General features: G+C 68.4%; 18 protein-coding genes. 12 read left to right on the top strand and 6 right to left on the bottom strand.

The features are described from left to right. Window positions 1-135: 135 nt before the first annotated feature. The gene (locus tag WEF05_02350; GenBank protein ID MEX1100742.1) at window positions 136-375 is read left to right on the top strand and encodes a sulfurtransferase TusA family protein; all 240 of its coding nucleotides are present in this window, start codon (window positions 136-138) and stop codon (window positions 373-375) included. After that, window positions 372-914, top strand: coding sequence for a DsrE/DsrF/DrsH-like family protein (locus tag WEF05_02345; GenBank protein ID MEX1100741.1), 543 nt, complete (start codon window positions 372-374; stop codon window positions 912-914). Before WEF05_02350 ends, WEF05_02345 begins: the two co-directional genes overlap by 4 nt. A 12-nt stretch (window positions 915-926) precedes the next feature. Here WEF05_02345 and WEF05_02340 read toward each other — a convergent pair whose 3' ends face one another. Together WEF05_02340 and WEF05_02335 are read right to left on the bottom strand one after the other, a co-directional pair. Next, window positions 927-1,085 (bottom strand): hypothetical protein, encoded by a 159-nt coding sequence (locus tag WEF05_02340; GenBank protein ID MEX1100740.1) that lies wholly within the window; start codon window positions 1,083-1,085, stop codon window positions 927-929. 204 nt (window positions 1,086-1,289) lie between these two features. Continuing rightward, window positions 1,290-1,964 carry a M15 family metallopeptidase gene (locus WEF05_02335; protein MEX1100739.1) on the bottom strand — a complete coding sequence of 225 codons (675 nt, stop codon included), beginning with the start codon at window positions 1,962-1,964 and terminating at the stop codon, window positions 1,290-1,292. 122 nt (window positions 1,965-2,086) lie between these two features. Between WEF05_02335 and WEF05_02330 the strand changes: the two genes are divergently transcribed. From WEF05_02330 to WEF05_02315, 4 genes are all read left to right on the top strand, one after another. After that, on the top strand, window positions 2,087-2,542 hold the full coding sequence (locus tag WEF05_02330; GenBank protein MEX1100738.1) for a MarR family transcriptional regulator: 456 nt from the start codon (window positions 2,087-2,089) through the stop codon (window positions 2,540-2,542). Further along, window positions 2,539-3,867 carry an MFS transporter gene (locus WEF05_02325; protein MEX1100737.1) on the top strand — a complete coding sequence of 443 codons (1,329 nt, stop codon included), beginning with the start codon at window positions 2,539-2,541 and terminating at the stop codon, window positions 3,865-3,867. The genes WEF05_02330 and WEF05_02325 overlap by 4 nt, the downstream gene beginning before the upstream one ends. Before the next feature lie 101 nt (window positions 3,868-3,968). Then, the gene (locus WEF05_02320; GenBank protein ID MEX1100736.1) at window positions 3,969-4,259 is read left to right on the top strand and encodes a hypothetical protein; all 291 of its coding nucleotides are present in this window, start codon (window positions 3,969-3,971) and stop codon (window positions 4,257-4,259) included. A gap of 79 nt (window positions 4,260-4,338) precedes the next feature. Continuing rightward, the gene (locus tag WEF05_02315) at window positions 4,339-5,652 is read left to right on the top strand and encodes an MFS transporter (protein MEX1100735.1); all 1,314 of its coding nucleotides are present in this window, start codon (window positions 4,339-4,341) and stop codon (window positions 5,650-5,652) included. A gap of 21 nt (window positions 5,653-5,673) precedes the next feature. Here the strand turns inward: WEF05_02315 and WEF05_02310 are convergent, their stop codons facing one another. Beyond that, window positions 5,674-7,143: an MFS transporter gene (locus WEF05_02310; protein ID MEX1100734.1), complete on the bottom strand. Its 1,470-nt coding sequence runs from the start codon at window positions 7,141-7,143 to the stop codon at window positions 5,674-5,676. 94 nt (window positions 7,144-7,237) lie between these two features. On the opposite strand from WEF05_02310, the gene WEF05_02305 reads away from it, so the two are divergent. The 3 genes from WEF05_02305 to coaA are packed head-to-tail and all read left to right on the top strand — an operon-like array spanning window position 7,238 to window position 9,052. Further along, on the top strand, window positions 7,238-7,567 hold the full coding sequence (locus WEF05_02305; protein MEX1100733.1) for a helix-turn-helix transcriptional regulator: 330 nt from the start codon (window positions 7,238-7,240) through the stop codon (window positions 7,565-7,567). Beyond that, the gene (locus tag WEF05_02300; protein MEX1100732.1) at window positions 7,564-8,067 is read left to right on the top strand and encodes a hypothetical protein; all 504 of its coding nucleotides are present in this window, start codon (window positions 7,564-7,566) and stop codon (window positions 8,065-8,067) included. The genes WEF05_02305 and WEF05_02300 overlap by 4 nt, the downstream gene beginning before the upstream one ends. Window positions 8,068-8,077: 10 nt before the next feature. Then, window positions 8,078-9,052, top strand: a complete 975-nt coding sequence (coaA, locus tag WEF05_02295) for a type I pantothenate kinase (protein ID MEX1100731.1) — start codon at window positions 8,078-8,080, stop codon at window positions 9,050-9,052. A 4-nt stretch (window positions 9,053-9,056) separates the two neighbouring features. Here coaA and WEF05_02290 read toward each other — a convergent pair whose 3' ends face one another. The 3 genes from WEF05_02290 to WEF05_02280 all read right to left on the bottom strand — a co-directional run bounded on the left by WEF05_02290 (window position 9,057) and on the right by WEF05_02280 (window position 11,514). Continuing rightward, a complete protein-coding gene (locus tag WEF05_02290) occupies window positions 9,057-10,178 on the bottom strand; it encodes an inositol-3-phosphate synthase (GenBank protein ID MEX1100730.1) in 1,122 nt (373 codons plus the stop codon). Continuing rightward, on the bottom strand, window positions 10,175-10,813 hold the full coding sequence (locus WEF05_02285; protein ID MEX1100729.1) for a PadR family transcriptional regulator: 639 nt from the start codon (window positions 10,811-10,813) through the stop codon (window positions 10,175-10,177). The genes WEF05_02290 and WEF05_02285 overlap by 4 nt, the downstream gene beginning before the upstream one ends. Window positions 10,814-10,968: 155 nt before the next feature. Further along, entirely contained in the window at window positions 10,969-11,514 is a 546-nt protein-coding gene (locus tag WEF05_02280; protein ID MEX1100728.1) for a type 1 glutamine amidotransferase domain-containing protein, read from the bottom strand. Between the two features lie 203 nt (window positions 11,515-11,717). Here WEF05_02280 and WEF05_02275 point away from each other — a divergent pair, with 203 nt between their 5' ends. Genes WEF05_02275 through WEF05_02265 form a run of 3 tightly spaced genes read left to right on the top strand, consistent with a single transcriptional unit; the run spans window position 11,718 to window position 15,570 of the window. Next, the gene (locus tag WEF05_02275) at window positions 11,718-13,295 is read left to right on the top strand and encodes an alkaline phosphatase family protein (protein MEX1100727.1); all 1,578 of its coding nucleotides are present in this window, start codon (window positions 11,718-11,720) and stop codon (window positions 13,293-13,295) included. Continuing rightward, the gene (locus WEF05_02270) at window positions 13,279-14,946 is read left to right on the top strand and encodes a flippase (protein MEX1100726.1); all 1,668 of its coding nucleotides are present in this window, start codon (window positions 13,279-13,281) and stop codon (window positions 14,944-14,946) included. Before WEF05_02275 ends, WEF05_02270 begins: the two co-directional genes overlap by 17 nt. 9 nt (window positions 14,947-14,955) lie before the next feature. Then, window positions 14,956-15,570 (top strand): universal stress protein, encoded by a 615-nt coding sequence (locus tag WEF05_02265; GenBank protein MEX1100725.1) that lies wholly within the window; start codon window positions 14,956-14,958, stop codon window positions 15,568-15,570. Window positions 15,571-15,575 lie beyond the last annotated feature (5 nt).

The following is a 15,575-nucleotide window of genomic DNA, read 5'->3' as shown; positions in this document are numbered from 1 at the left end:
CGGACTCGTCGGGGCCATGATCCCCAGCCGCCTGTGCTGTCGCCCCAAGCCGGGCGGCGCCGCGGCCCTCGCGCGCGCACGCTCCTGACCTTTCCCTCCCCACCCCTCGTCCCACCCGATCCAGGAGGTCCCCCAGTGGACACCGCCGTAGAACCCACCCTCACCGTCGATGCCCGCGGGCAGTCCTGCCCCGGACCGATCGTGAGCCTGGCCAAGGAACTGAAGACCGCCGCCCCCGGCACCGTTGTCGAGCTGCTCGCCACCGATCCCGGCGCGAAGACCGACATCCCCTCGTGGGCCGAGATCTCAGGGAACGAGCTGCTCGAGGCGAGCGCCTCGGACGGGCAGTTCCGTTTCCTGATCCGTGTCCGATGAGCGCGCCCGAGACGAGCGACCCGGTCGCAGCCGACGAGCTGGAGGGAGCGGCCGTCGTCCGCGAGGACGGCGGGCTCTCGATCATCTGCTGGAGCGGCGACCTCGACCGCGTCTGGCCGGTGCTGATCCTGTCGACGACGGCCGCTGCGAGCGGGATGCACGCCAGCGTGTTCTTCACGTTCTGGGGCCTGTTCTCCCTGGTGAAGCCCGGGGTGCGGATCACGGGCGACAACTGGATGCAGAAGATGCTCTCGGTGATGAACCCCGGGACGACCGACAAGGCGAAGCTGTCGAAGTATCAGTTCGGCGGCGCCGGGCCGGCGATGATGAAGAAGCTCGCGAAGGACAACAAGGTGCCGCTCCCGAGCGAGCTGCTCGAGATGGCGCAGGACATGGGCGTGCGACTGATCCCGTGCCAGATGACGATGGACCTGCTCGGCCTCGGCACCGACGACTTGATCGATGGTCTCGAGGAGCCGATCGGCGCGGCCACCGCGCTGCTGCAGATGAAGGAGTCCGACGTCCACCTGTTCATCTAGCCGCGGTCGCGGTCAGAAGGTGTCCGAGAAGTCCTCGTCCTTGCCGACGAGCCAGAGGTCTCGGGCCTCGCTGGGATCGGACAGCCGCTTCAGCAGGGCGTACCACCCCGGCTCGTACGCGACGTCCCGGCACTCATCGCACTCGGCGAACGTGCCCGGATCGTGATCCATGTGTCCCATCCACTTTCCCGTCGGTGCGCCGTCGGTGCGGCGCTCGGTCCAGTGTAGGGGCCGCCTCCTGCGCTGACGCTACGTCGAAGGGCTAGAGATCGGCCCTCTCGCCGGGCCTATCGACGCAGGTCGTCCGGTCCCGGTGTCACGCATCGGAACAACAGCACCACCGGTGAGGGTGCTCGCGCGCCGGTACATGCTCGACTAGCGGTGGTTCGTGCTGAAGTGCTGCCAGTCCTTGACGTTGCGCCACGTTCCGCCCCATTCCCAGCCGATGTCGCGGAACGCACGCCAGACCACGTCGCGCTTGTAGATCATGCCGCGGCGCCGCTTCGAACGGTCGACGAACTTCCGGCCGCGCTTGGGCGAGACGTAGTTGCTCGAGGGGATGTAATAGGGGTTCTCAACGGGGTTGATGTCGATCGCCTTGCCGTACGCGTGCATCGACCACACGCCCGGTGATCCCGCTCGCCACCGGCAGTTGAACGCGCTCGTATTGTCATGCTTCATCGATCGCGTGTCGTTGGCGTTGTAGTGATCGACCAGGCGCATACGGCGGATCGGGAAGCGCGCCTCGTAGATGTCCCGGAAGGCCCGGACCATCCGGTCGGCGACCCTCTCGTGCACGACCAGCTCGCCCCACCGGGCCACGCGGTCGAAGGTCCAGATCCGCAGGCGCACGTAGCGCAGGTCCCGGAGCTTCACCGGGCATCCCGGGCGCCATGACTTCCCGGTCATCAGCCGCTTCGTCGGCCGGTCCAGCCGGGAGACGGCCCCCTCGAACGCTGGCTGACCCCCCGCGAGGGCGACGCCGGGAACCACGAGGAGGGCCGCGAGCAGGGAGAACACGAGCGCGCGGGCGAGGCGTCGGAGCACCATGGCTCCATCCTCGGCCAGACCGCGTCCCGGCTCAACCGGAAGGGCCCGATCCGGTGAGAAGTCACACCGTCGCAACAGATCGTTCGTGACACTAATTAGCCTGGTGAAGTATCATGGGGGACGTGACCGCTCCTCCCGTCTCCCGCAGCGTGGCCCCCGGCGAACTGGCCGGCCGGCTGCGGTTCGGTGTGATGCGGCTCTCCCGAACGCTGCGGCGCCAGGCCGTGTCCGGCATCACTCCCTCGCAGCTCGCGACCCTCTCCACGGTCGAGCAGGCCGGTCCGATCACGGTCGGCAAGCTCGCCGAGTCCGAACAGGTCCGGCCGCCGACGATGACCAAGATCGTCGTCGCCCTGATCGAGGCAGGCCTGGTCACCCGGCAGTCCGATCCGCTCGATCGCCGGGTCGCGTGGGTCCTGCCGACCCCCGAGGGCAAGAAGCTGATCCGCACCGCCCGCCGCCGTGGCGACGAGTGGCTCGCGAAGCGTTTGAAGACCCTGTCGTCGGCAGAGTTGGCGGTGCTCGATCGCGCGAGCCAGATCTTCGAGCGGCTGCAGGCCGAGCGGGACGCCCCGTGAGCGCGGTCGTCCTCGCGTTCCATCGCACGTTCGATTCGATGCGGGTCCGCAACTTCCGGATCTACCTGGCCGGCATGGCCGTGTCGACGACCGGGATCTGGATCCACACGGTCGCGTCCGCCTGGCTCGTCCTCCGCCTCTCGGGAAGCGGGGTCGCGCTCGGGCTGCTCCTCGCGCTCGAGTTCCTCCCGATCCTGGTGCTCGGTGCGTTCGGCGGCGTGGTGGCCGACCGCTTCGACAAGCGCCGGACGCTGATCGTCACCCAAACCGCCTTCGCGGTGCTGGCCCTCTCGCTCGGCGCGCTCGTGGCGTTCCAGGTCGTCCAGCTGTGGATGGTCTACGCCGTCGCGTTGGTCCAGGGCCTGGTCACGGCGGTCGATCACCCGACGCGGCAGGCGTTCGTCCCCGAGATCGTCGGCAAGCGGAACCTCGCGAACGCCGTCGGCCTCAACAGCGCCGTGTTCACCGGCACACGGATCGTCGGTCCGGCGATCGGCGCCGGCATCATCGCCGCGGTGGGTATCGCTCCCGGCTATCTGTTGGACGGTGTGTCCTACCTCGCGGTCGTCGTGAGTCTGTGTGCGATGCGGTCTGCGGAGCTCCGGCCGGCCGAACGCGCTCCGGAGGGCGAGCGCGGCGTGCTCGACGGACTCCGCTACGTGTGGAGCTCCCGGGAGCTCCGGTTGCCGCTGTTGCTGATGTCGGTGCTGTTCACTTTCTCGTTCAACTGGTTCGTGTTCATGCCGCTGCTCGCCGAGCGCACGTTCGACGGCGATGCGCGCACCTACGGTTTGATCCTCTCGATGATGGGTGTGGGCTCGTTCGTCGGCGCGCTCGTGCTCGCCCACCGCGCCCGACCCGGACGACGCCTGCTCGCCCTGGCGGCGGTCGCGGTGGGCGTGCTGAGCGTCGCCGCGGGGATCGCGCCGACCTTCGGCTGGGAGCTCGGCATCGTCGTCCTGCTCGGTCTCGCGTCGATCGCCTTCATGATCACCGGGAACACGACGCTGCAGCTCACGGCCGATCCGGCGATGCGCGGCCGGGTGATGTCGCTGTATTCGGTCGTGTTCCTGGGTTCGACGCCGATCGGCGCGCCGATCGCGGGCTGGGTCGGGGAACACCTCGGAGCTCGTACCGGGCTGATCCTCGGCGGCCTGATCGCGGCCGCGGGCGGACTGACCGCACTCTGGGCGCTCCGCCGCGCCTCGCGCACGGCCCGCGAACGGGCCGCGGAGCACGAGGCCGAGGTCGTGGAGCACACGGTCGTCCTCGACACTCCCGCCCCCGACACCGAGCCGGCGGTCGAGCGCTCGCTCTCGGCGTGAGTCGTCGGTCGCGAACCGGGGTATACAGGAGGCCTATGGCGACCACCCCACGCTCCCGACGAACGCGATCCTTCCCCCGACCCACGGTGCGGATCCCGCCGATGTCCCTCGATGCTGCGATGCAGCTGGCCCGGGACGAGAGCGAGTCGCTCCGTCGATGGCTCGCGTCGCCCGCGGGGAGGAAGACGCGCGAGCTGCTGGCGGCGGGTGTCGTCGCCGCCTCGCCGGTGATCATGAACCATCCGGCGCTGCGTGCGAGCCGGATCGTCCGCCTGTTCGGCGTGGCCGGCGCCGGAGCCCTGCTCGTCAAGCTCGCCGAGTCGATCAAGGAATGGGAACCGACGGCCGAGTCGCCGCCGAACGAGTCGCCGCCGTCCGAGCCGCGGGTCTGACCCTCGCGGCGTCGGTTCCCACGCCAGCCCCTAGGATGACGGGCATGGGTCCCTCCTCGCTCCGTCCGGGCGCGTTCGCATGAGCACGGGCACCCTCGGACGGACGTTCGCCTCACTGCGCGTTCGCAACTTCCGTCTGTTCATCGGCGGGCAGCTGCTGTCCGCGTCGGGCACCTGGATGCAGAGCGTGGCCGCGCCGCTGGTCGTGCTCAACCTGACCAGAGGAAGCGACCTGCAAGCGGTCTGGGTGGGCGCCGACGTCGCGCTGCAGTTCCTGCCGATCATGCTGCTCGGGGCCTATGGCGGTGTCATCGCCGACCGGTTCGACAACCGCAAGATCCAGATCACGACCCAGATCCTGTACGCGGTGGTGGCGCTCGGGTTCTGGATCGTTCTGGCGACCGGCGTCGCGGAGCTGTGGATGATCCTGTCGCTGTCGTTCCTGACGGGATCGGTGATGGCGATCGACATGCCGACGCGCCAGAGCTTCTACCTCGAGATGGTCGGGCCGCAGCAGCTCACGAACGCGATGAGCCTCAACACCGCGACCTTCACCGGCTCACGCATCGTGGGATCGGCGCTGGGTGGCGTTCTCGTCGCGGCGTTCGGCTTCGCGCCGGTGTTCCTGATCAACGCGTTGACCTACCTCGCCGTCGTCGCGGCCCTGCTCGCGATGCGCACGGCCGACCTGAACCCCCGCGATCGGGTCGAGCGCAAGCCCGGTCAGATCCGCGAGGGGATCCGCTACGTGTTCGGAACACCCGGGCTGCGGATCCCGATGTTGACGATGGCCGTCGTGTTCCTGTTCTCGTTCAACTTCGTCGTGCTGATCCCGCTGCTCGTGGAGACGACGTTCTCCGGCGGTCCGAGGATGCTGGGCTGGCTGATGTCGCTGTGGGGCGTCGGGTCCCTGGCGGGGGCCTTGTTCCTCGCGAGCCGGTCGACCCGTCCGAACCCCCGCAGGCTCGCGATGTTCGGTGTTGCGCTCGGTGGCGTCACGCTCGCGCTCAGCCTCTCGCCCACGCCGTGGATCGCCGGCATCGTGATGCCGCCGCTGGGTGCGATGGGGATCGCGTTCGCGATCACCGGCAACTCCACGCTGCAGCTCACGTCGAGCGACACGATGCGCGGCCGGGTGATGGCGATCTACACGGTCGTGTTCCTCGGCTCGACCCCGATCGGAGCGCTGTTGGCCGGCGCGATGGTCGTCGTGTGGGACCCCAGGATCGCCTTCGCGATCAGCGGGCTGATCGCCGCCGCGGTCGGCGCGTACGCGCTATCGGTCGTGCGCCGCATCGGGATGCAGGACACGATCGACGAGGCGCACGAGCGGGATGTCGAAGCGCGCGCGGCGGCGGAGCTCACCCAGCCGGAGCTGGCCACCGGCGACTGATCGCGTCCCATTCGCGACCGCTCACGGGGTCGCCCGGTCATCGAGCTCACGGACCAGGTGCCAGTCCTCGCCTTCACGACGGACATCGATCGTCGTTCCGTCCCGCATCGTCAGACGGAACGACTCCGTCCGACCGGTCGCGTCGAGACTCCCCGCGATCAGGACCTCGACCGGTTCGGTCACCGCCCCCCATACCACTGCCGTCGGTTTCCCCGCGTCGCCGCCGGTGAACTCGAGGGTCAGCTCGGGAGCGCGGGCCAGCCAGCGCGGGAGCACCGGCGACCAGGCGAGGAACAGCAGCCCGACCAGCGCCACCGACCATGCCTCGCCGAGCGTCGGGAGCATCCAGATCGCGACGAACGCCGCCAGCAGCCGGCTCACCTGGTACCAGACGTCGTAGACGGCGAAGATCCTGCCGCGGAAGCCGTCGGGGACCGACTCCTGCACCAGCGTGTCGGACGGGATCTTCTTCCAGGCGAACGAGAGTCCGACGAAGAAGCTGGCGAACAGCACCGTCCACGGTCCGATCAGGGGTGCGATCACGAGCAACGTCGCCCCGCCGACCGCGAACGCGACGCCGACGATCCGTTCCTTGGCCCATCGTCGCTCCAGCACTCCGACGGTGGCCAGGCCCGCGAACACCCCGAGACCCCCGGCGCCGATCAGGTACGAGAACGACCCGACGCCCTCCTGGAACCGCTCGCGGAACACGAACAGCGACAGCACGAGCACCAGCCCCTGCCCGAACTGGTCGACCCCCATCGTCGTGATCGGTCCCAGGGCGCGAGGCGTTCGCGCGAGCAGCCGGACCCCGGTCCCGAACTCGACCGCCACCCGTCGGAGCGCGTGCCGGAGCAGCTCGGGTGACTCGGGGAGCGTGTGCGGCCGAAGGTCGCTGCGGATCCGTGCGGCAGCAGCCGAAGCGATCAGCCAGATGACCCCGCACCCGATCACGAGAGGAACGGTCCCGAACGCGTCGGCGACGATTCCGCCCGCGAACACGCCGACGAGCAGCGCCGTCGTCCCCCCGATCGTGGCGAGGGAGTTGGCGATCAGCAGGTCCTCCGTCGGCACGAGCCGCGGCACGACGGCGCTGGCCGCAGACAAGAAGAACCGGTTGACCGACAGGACGAGGAGGGCTCCGCCGTAGAAGAGCACCGGCGCGTCTGTCACGTCGAGGAGCACGAGTGCCGCCGTCGCGACGCGGAGCAACGGGCCGATCACGAGGATCCTGCGCCGGGACCAGCGGTCGATGAAGACCCCCGCGAACGGACCGATCACCGAATACGGAAGCACGACGATCAGGCTCGCGATAGCGAAGCCGGCGGTCGTGGTCTGGTCTCCGGGCGAGAACACCAAGGAGGTCACGAGCGCCGCCTGGAAGAGCCCGTCCCCCACCGTGCTCGCCACGCGCATCGCCAGCAGCCGACGGAAGTCGGGCGCGCGCAGCGCGTCACGTGTGCGTTGCAGCGTGGGAGCGGCGGTGGTCATGCTTCAGCCTAGGCGTCGTCGTCGCGTAGCTCCCTGTCTCTCCGGTGATAGCGTCTATGCTATGGAGTGATAGCGCATGTGCTATGCTGATTCCATGAAGGGTGCGCATCTCGTTCGCGAGGCGCGACGCCGGGCCGGCCTGACACAGGCCGACCTCGCGGATCGCGCGGGAACGACCCAGTCGGCGATCGCGCGGCTCGAGCGCGGGGGGTCGGCTCCCTCGCTCGAGCACATCGTCGATCTCGTCCGGTCCTGTGGGCTCGATCTGCGGGTCCGACTCGTCGACCTCGATGACGACGACTGGGCGCTCGCGCGCCAGAACCTCGCGTTGGACCCGGACGAGCGCGTCGAGCGCATGCTCGCCTCGGTCCGGTTCGCGCAGGCCGGCCGTGAAGCGCTCGCCGCGGGCCCTCGCGAACCATGACTGCGTTCCGCCCCGAACACATCCTCGAGGTGCTCGAGCGACACGCGGTCGAGTTCGTGGTGATCGGGGGCTTCGCGGCCGTGATCCACGGCGCGCCGCACACGACGACCGACGTCGACGTGACACCGTCCCGTCGTCGCGACAACCTGCAGCGGCTCTCGGAGGCGCTCACCGAGCTCGACGCCCGGATCCGTACGGTCGACGAACCCGAGGGCCTCGTGTTCGCGCACTCGGCGTCCTCGCTCGAGCATGCTGGGATCCTCAACCTCGTGACGACCGCCGGGAACCTGGATCTCTCGTTCGTTCCGTCTGGAACCGGAGGGTTCGACGACCTGCGACGCGAGGCCGTCCGGCTGCGGATCCTTGGGGTGGATGTTTCGGTCGCATCGCTCGGTGACGTGATCCGTTCGAAGGAAGCCGCTGATCGGGAGAAGGACCGTGTGGTGTTGCCCGTGTTGCGCCGGATCCTGGAAGAGGGCGGAGACGGGGGAACCGGGTAGCCTGCGCGGCGTGTCCCAGCAGCCCCGCGGCGAGCCGGAGCGATCCCAACCGACGGTCTCGCCGTTCATCGACTTCACGCGCGAGCAGTGGGCCGCGCTCCGCGCGTCCACCCCGCTCACGTTGTCCGAGGACGACCTGTTCGCGCTCCACGGACTCAACGAGTCGGTGTCCCTCGCGGAGGTCGAGGAGGTCTACCTGCCGCTCTCGCGGCTGCTGAACCTCCAGGTGGCGGCGGCCCAGCAAGCGCAGCAGGCGACGGCGACGTTCCTCGGGCACAACGGTCAGCGCGTGCCGTACGTGATCGGTGTGGCCGGCAGCGTGGCGGTGGGGAAGTCGACGACCGCGCGCATCCTGCGCGAGCTGCTTGCCCGCTGGCCCGATCATCCGCGCGTCGATCTCGTGACCACGGACGGGTTCCTGCTGGCGAACGAGGTGCTGGCCGAACGCGGCCTGATGGAACGTAAGGGTTTCCCCGAGAGCTACGACCGGCGCCGGCTGCTGCGGTTCCTCGCCGACGTGAAGTCCGGTCGGGACCGGCTCGAGGTGCCCGTGTACTCGCACCTGGCCTACGACGTGGTTCGGGACGAGGTCAAGGTGGTCGAACGCCCGGACATCCTGATCCTCGAGGGACTCACGGTCCTCCAGACCGGTGCGGTGCGCGACGGGACCACGCCGCGGATCTTCGTGTCGGATTTCTTCGACTTCTCGATCTACGCCGACGCGCGGGACGAGGACGTTCGCGGCTGGTACATCGAACGGTTCCTCACGTTGCGGGAGGCGGTCTTCCGGGATCCGAAGTCGTACTTCCACCGGTACGCGAGCCTGAGCGACGACGAGGCTCGTCGCACCGCCGCTCAGATCTGGGACACGATCAACGGCGTGAACCTCCGTGAGAACATCGAGCCGACCCGCGAACGCGCGAAGCTGATCCTGAAGAAGGGCGCGGATCACGATGTCCGCCGCGTGCTGCTCCGCAAGCTCTAGGCGGCTACGCGGGGGTTTCGTCGAAGAAGTCGGTCCAGTCCGCGTTCACCGTTTCGCCCGTTCCGAGGATGTACTGCTCGACCATCTCGTGGGCCATGTCGTCGGTGAACTGCACCGGCGGGCTCTTCATGAAGTAGGCGCTCGGGCCGATCAGTGGGCCGCCGATGCCGCGGTCCTTCGCGATCTTGGCGCATCGCAGGCCGTCGATCACGACGCCGGCCGAGTTCGGGCTGTCCCAGACCTCGAGCTTCAGCTCGATGTTGAGCGGCACGTCGCCGAACGACTGTCCCTCGAGCCGGATCTGCGCCCACTTGCGATCCTCGAGCCACGGCACGTGGTCCGACGGTCCGATGTGGATGTTCTGCTTGTCGAGGTTCTTGCGCAGCTGACTCTGCACCGACTGGGTCTTCGAGATCTTCTTCGACACCAGCCGTTCGCGCTCGAGCATGTTCATGAAGTCCATGTTGCCGCCGAAGTTCAGCTGGTAGGTGCGGTTCAGCTTCACCCCGCGCTCTTCGAACAGCTTCGTGAGCACGCGGTGCACGATCGTCGCGCCGACCTGGCTCTTGATGTCGTCGCCGACGATCGGGATCCCCGCATCGCTGAACCTCTTCGCCCACGTGCGATCCGAGGCGATGAACACCGGAAGGCAGTTGACGAACGCCACCTTCGCGTCGATCGCCGCCTGTGCGTAGTGCTTCGCGGCCTCCTCGGAACCCACCGGGAGGTAGCACACGAGAACGTCGGCCTTCGCGTCGCGGAGCGCCTGCGCCACGTCGACGGGCGCCTCGTCGGACTCCTCGATCATCTCTCGGTAGTAGGCGCCGAGGCCGTCGAAGGTCGGTCCGCGCTGCACGCGTACGTCGACGGGGGGGACGTCGGCGAAGCGGATCGTGTTGTTGGGCTCGGACAGGATCGCCTCGGCCACGTCGGTCCCGACCTTCTTGGCGTCGACGTCGAAGGCGGCAACGATCTCCACGTCGCCGACGTGGTAGCCGCCGAGCTCGACGTGCATCAGTCCGGGAACCGGGTCCTCGGGCGAGGCGTCCTTGTAGTACTCCAAGCCCTGGACGAGCGACGAGGCACAGTTGCCCACACCTACGATCGCGAGTCTGACCTTGCTCATGTCGTGCGCTCCTTTCCGCGAAGCGCCGTTGCGCGCGCTGACTTCCGTTGCGCGCGGCGCTTCGTTCCCCCCTTTTCGGGTTTGGTTCGGGTCGTGCGTTCGTTCCGTTCGGTGATCGCCCGTTCGGCGATCGTTCGCTCGGCCTGGATCAGGTCGTCGAGCCATGCGATGTCCTGCTCGACGGAGTCCTGACCGTGTTCCATCAGGGCGAGCGTGTAGGTGTCGGCTCCGTCGCGACCGCCCGCGAGCGAGGCCTCGATCGTCTGCAGGCGTTCCTCGAGGTAGGCGCGCCGCCGTTCGAGCAACCGCAGCCGGGCCTCCGGGCCGAGGTACTTGAAGAACGCGAGGCGGACGCGGAAGCGGTTCTCCTCGCCCGAGTCGGCGCCGGGATCCTCCAGCAGCTCGAGGAACAGCTTCTCGCCCTGCTCGGTGATCCGGTAGACGTTCTTCCGCCGCCCTACCTCCTCGTCGAACACCTTCTCGACCGCGCCCTGTTGCTCGAGCCGGCGCAGGGTCGGATACAGCGAACCGTAGGAAACCCGCCAGAACCCGAGGGTATCCGTGAGCCGCTTGGAGAGCTGGTACCCGTGCATCGTCCGCTCTTTCAGCAATCCCAGGATCGCGAGCTCCAGCATCGTGGGGCGGTATCCTTCCTCGGTCGAGGTATCGGTTCGATATATCGAACCGATATATCAGCTCGATGCATGTTCCCCCTCCCAGGGGCGAACGTCAACTCGGTCCAGGCACCGGCTGGGGCCGGACTCCGAAGGATCCCCAGGTCAGATCGGTTTCACGAGGCCGCTCGACGTCCCACGGCGAACTCCTCGATCAGCTTCGCGTTGAACGCCGGCAGGTCGTCCGGACGCCTGCTCGTGACGAGACCGCGATCCACGACGACCTCCTCGTCCACCCAGGTGGCGCCGGCGTTCCGCAGATCCGTCTTGAGGCTCGGGTAGCTGGTCATCCTCCGGTCGCGCACGACGTCGGCCTCGATCAGGGTCCACGGCGCATGACAGATCGCTGCCACAGGCTTGCCTTGTTCGAAGAAGCGCCGGACGAAGGCGACGGCCTCCTCGTGCATCCGGAGCTTGTCCGGGTTCCCCGTTCCACCCGGGAGTACGAGGGCATCGTAGGAGTCCGCGTCCGCGGCGGCGACCGCCTTGGTCGCCGTGAACCGATCGTTCTCGTGCTTGCCGGTGATCTCTCCCGCCTCGATCGACAGCAGCTCGGGTGTTGCTCCCTCGGCCGCAACCGCCGTCCAGGGCTCGCTGAGCTCGCTCGGCTCCACGCCGTTCGTGGCCAGGAACGCCACCTTCTTTCCGTCCAGGACACCCATGCGTCTCACGTCCTCTCGTGCCGAGCGATCCGAGGTTCGGGAGAGATCGGATCCCGGACCCCTCGGAAGGTCAAACGGTCCCGGGCTCCACGGTCGGCCGCGACAGGAACGCGACATCGGACCGATGGTCGCCGCCCGAGGGCCGCGGCTAGACTACGCCGGTCACCGACCGACCCTCGTCCGACCCCCGCTGAGGTGCATCGATGCCGAGAGTTCTGCTGATCGCGTGGGATGGAGCCGACTGGCGCATCCTCGACCCTCTGCTCGAGCAGGGGGCCCTTCCCAACCTCCAGGCGCTGCTGGCCAAAGGCCAGCGCGACGTCCTGAAGTCGACGATCCCGACCCACTCGTGGGCGGCGTGGCCGTCGTTCCTCACCGGAGTCAACCCCGCCGATCACGGCGTCTACGACATCCTCGAGACCGTTCCCGGAACGCACAAGCAGTACCCGGTCACCTACAAGTCGATCAAGGAGCGCACCTTCGTCTCCGACCTCTCTGCGGCCGGCAAGGAGGGCGTGTACGTCGACGTCCCACTGATGTTCCCGCCCCCGGATGTCAAAGGGAAGGTCCTCGCCGGTGGCGTGCTCCCGAAGGGTCGTCCGTTCTCCCATCCCGACAGCCTCGCCACCGAGCTCGAGGCCGCAGGTGTCCCGTGGGAGATCAACGGGATGAGCTGGACCACGTTCCGCAACAAGCCGGACCCGTACCTGGACGAGGCGCTCCAGATCACCGGGAAGCGGATCGCCGCGACGAACTGGTTGATGGACAACACTGACTGGGACTTCCTGATGTCGGTGTGGGTCAGCGTCGACCGCACCCAGCACTGCCTGTCGAACTACGTCGGTCCCGACCACCCCGACTACCCGAAGCTGTCGAAGACCCAGCGTTACAACAAGGTCGTCGACGTCTACCGCCAGCTCGATGAGGCGATCGGTTCGTTCGTGTCCAAGACGAACGACGACGACATCGTCATGTTCATCTCCGACCACGGGTTCCAGTCGTGCTCGCGCGCGATCCACATGGACCACCTGCTGAAGCGGTTCGGCTACCTCGACTTCTCCGCGTCGAATGTCGTCTACGGGCCGTTGCAGTGGGGACCGATGCGCTCGGCGGCCCGCAAGGTCTACGACCTGCTCGGCCTCCACGGCAAGGTCTCGCTGAAGCAGCCGGTCAACTGGCAGAAGACCAAGGCCTACACCTCGATCCGCTCCACAGGCGAGGGGGTATCGATCAATCTCGCCGGGCGCGAGCCCGACGGCATCGTCGACCCGGCGGACTTCGAGAAGGTCCGCGACCAGGTCATGGACGCCCTGTCGAGCTTCGTCGACCCCGAGACCGGCAGGAAGCCCGTGAAGGCGATCTTCAAGCGCGAGGAGATCTTCAAGGGCAAGCACGCGGACGCCGCGCCCGACATCCTGATGGAGCCGGCCGAGCAGTACTCGCTCACCCACGCGAAGAGCGCGGTCGAGAAGGCGGACTGGATCGCGGGGGACCACCGGATCGACGGCGTGATGGCGGTCACCGGTCCAGGTGTCCGAGCCTTCGAGCAGACGCCGCTGCTCGTCGACCTCGCTCCGACCATCCTCGCGGCCCTCGACGCGCCGGCCTCGATCGAACACACGGGTCGCGTGCTGCACGAGGTCGTCGGGACCGACGCGTCGGTGAAGGCCGGAACGGCGGCCGGGACCGTCGACGCCTCTTCCACCGCCGAGCCCACGGTCAGCGACACGGAGGCCGACGAGATGGAGGAGCACCTCCGCGGCCTTGGCTACCTCGAGTAACGGTTCCGGCGACGGCGAGATCGCGGACCCTACGGGCGCCGAGGTCGTCGATCCGGCTCCGGGAGGCGTGCGGGGCGCGGTAGCCGGGGCGCTGGCGGGCGAGCGGTTCGCCGACCAGCGCAACATCCTCGGGAACACCGGACAGAACGTCCTCGGTCTCGGCATCGGTGCGGTCGCGACGTTCGTCGCGCAGGTGCTGATGACGCGCACGCTCGGCGACGCACGGTACGGCATCGTGACCCTGACGACCCAGTTCGCCTTCATCGCCGCGGCGGCGACCCGGTTCGGGATGGACGTCGCGAGCGTTCGGCTCGTCGCGATCCTCGTCGGGCGCGGGGAGAACGGCCGGGTCCGGGGCCTCGTGCGCCGGGCCGTCCTGATCGCGGGAGCCGTGAGCATCGCGTTCGGGCTCGCATCGTTCTTCGCATCCGGATGGATGGCGCGCACGTTCTCCGAGCTGCCTGCCGTCGCCACCCCGGCGTTCCAGGCGGCGGCGATCGGGATCCCGCTCGGAGCGCTCGCGTTCACCTACATGGGCGCCACGCGTGGCCTGAAGATCATGCGCTACACGTTGTATGCGCAGTGGACCGCGCAACCGATCGGATGGATCCTGCTCGCGCTGATCGGCTGGGCGGTGATCGCCGACAGCGCGGGTGTGACCACGATGGCGTTCAGCGTCTCCTGGGGCCTCGCGCTCGTGATCGCGTGGTGGGGGTGGGAGAAGCAGACCCGCGGCTTCGATCGGGTTTCCGACGGCGAGGGGATCCGGGAGGAGGGAACCCGCTCCCTGCTGCGCTTCGGCGCGCTCCGTGCTCCTGCCACGCTGTTCTCCCAGCTGATCTTCTGGGCCGACTTCTTCGTGCTGTCCGCGCTCTCGGGCGGGCAGGGAGCCGTGAGCGCGGCACAGGTCGGTATCTACGCTGCCGCGCTGAGGGCGGCGCAATCGCTGTTCCTGTTCCTGACCTCGGTGTCGCTGACCTTCAGTCCGTTCGTGGCCGATCTGCACCACCGCGGTGAGCACGAGAAGCTGGATGGTCTTTACAAGTCGGTGACGCGGTGGACGCTCGCGGCGACGATCCCGGTGCTGCTGGTGCTCGCGATCCTTCCCGGTCCGGTGCTGCACATCTTCGGCGCGGAGTTCACCCAAGGGGAGGACGCGTTGCGGATCTTGATCGTCGGCATGATCGCTCCGGTGCTCGTCGGTACCGTGGGCTTCATCCTGATCATGGTCGGACGGACCGGATGGGATCTGCTCGTGTACCTGGCCGGGTTCGCGATCGACATCGGGCTCGCCTACGCGCTGATCCCCACGCTCGGGATCGAGGGAGCTGCGATCGCGCAGGCCGCCACCCTGACGTTCTCCGCCGCGGTACGGCTCCTGCTCGTCCGGCGGTTCGTGCGCATCTGGCCGTTCGACCGGCATTTCCTACGCCTGCTCGGGCCGGCGGCGATCGGTGCGGGCGTGATGATCGCGGCCGACCTCCTGATCGCCGATGCCCGGTGGTTCGCCGACCTCGTGATCTCGGGAGGGCTCGGTGTGGCCACGTACGTCGCGGCGCTGCTCGCGTTCGGGCTCGCTCCCGCGGAGCGGCGCATGATCGGCTCGATCCTCGGCCGGATCACGGGCCGCGGAGCGAAACCCGCGGGCTAGGATGGCCTCATGAGCACGACGCAGATCTTCCTGCTCATCGCGGTCGTGTGGGTGGCGATCGGGTCGATCGTCACGTTCGTGATGGGACGTCGCGGGCACGATCTCTTCAACTGGGGGGTGCTCGGTGCGGTGTTCGGCCCCCTCGTGATCTTCCTGGCCCTGGATGCGGCCCGTCACGAGCCAGAGGCCACCGCCCCGCGCCAGGTGCGCGTGGGCACGCCGGGTCCCGGCCCGGTGCAGGTGCTGGTCGGGATCGACGGTTCCGCCGAGTCGACCGCGGCGATGAGCCACGCGATCGACCTCCTCGGCGATCGGATCGGGCAGCTCACCCTCGCCGCCGTGATCGACCACGACGCCGCGCGGACCGCGCGTCCGTGGGGAGCCGCGGCAGACGCCGAGCGCGCGCTCGAGACCTGCGCCGCGTCGGTCGTCGCGTGGGATCCGGAGACGGTCGTGCTCGCCGGCGCGCCGGGAGCGGCGCTGCTCCAGCACGCGACGGACAAGGACTACGACCTGCTCGTGGTCGGCAGCCGCGGACACGGTGCGTCCAAAGCGGTTCTCGGGAGCGTGGCGAGCCGCCTCGTGCGGGCGCCTGGGCTTCCCGTCTTGATCGCCGGCAGCTAGTCGGT

The sequence above is a fragment of the Actinomycetota bacterium genome, assembly GCA_040881665.1.
GTDB lineage: Bacteria > Actinomycetota > UBA4738 > UBA4738 > HRBIN12 > JBBDWR01.
This window is presented reverse-complemented; position numbering and strand designations above follow the sequence as displayed.

Excerpts from the sequence above, each read along its gene's own strand:
- WEF05_02345 (MEX1100741.1), top strand. The coding sequence starts at position 372 with ATGAGCGCGCCCGAGACGAGCGACCCGGTCGCAGCCGACGAGCTGGAG.
- WEF05_02340 (MEX1100740.1), bottom strand. The coding sequence starts at position 1,085 with ATGGATCACGATCCGGGCACGTTCGCCGAGTGCGATGAGTGCCGGGAC.
- WEF05_02335 (MEX1100739.1), bottom strand. The coding sequence starts at position 1,964 with ATGGTGCTCCGACGCCTCGCCCGCGCGCTCGTGTTCTCCCTGCTCGCG.
- WEF05_02320 (MEX1100736.1), top strand. The coding sequence starts at position 3,969 with ATGTCCCTCGATGCTGCGATGCAGCTGGCCCGGGACGAGAGCGAGTCG.
- WEF05_02315 (MEX1100735.1), top strand. The coding sequence starts at position 4,339 with ATGAGCACGGGCACCCTCGGACGGACGTTCGCCTCACTGCGCGTTCGC.
- WEF05_02310 (MEX1100734.1), bottom strand. The coding sequence starts at position 7,143 with ATGACCACCGCCGCTCCCACGCTGCAACGCACACGTGACGCGCTGCGC.
- WEF05_02305 (MEX1100733.1), top strand. The coding sequence starts at position 7,238 with ATGAAGGGTGCGCATCTCGTTCGCGAGGCGCGACGCCGGGCCGGCCTG.
- WEF05_02300 (MEX1100732.1), top strand. The coding sequence starts at position 7,564 with ATGACTGCGTTCCGCCCCGAACACATCCTCGAGGTGCTCGAGCGACAC.
- WEF05_02290 (MEX1100730.1), bottom strand. The coding sequence starts at position 10,178 with ATGAGCAAGGTCAGACTCGCGATCGTAGGTGTGGGCAACTGTGCCTCG.
- WEF05_02285 (MEX1100729.1), bottom strand. The coding sequence starts at position 10,813 with ATGCTGGAGCTCGCGATCCTGGGATTGCTGAAAGAGCGGACGATGCAC.
- WEF05_02280 (MEX1100728.1), bottom strand. The coding sequence starts at position 11,514 with ATGGGTGTCCTGGACGGAAAGAAGGTGGCGTTCCTGGCCACGAACGGC.
- WEF05_02275 (MEX1100727.1), top strand. The coding sequence starts at position 11,718 with ATGCCGAGAGTTCTGCTGATCGCGTGGGATGGAGCCGACTGGCGCATC.
- WEF05_02265 (MEX1100725.1), top strand. The coding sequence starts at position 14,956 with ATGAGCACGACGCAGATCTTCCTGCTCATCGCGGTCGTGTGGGTGGCG.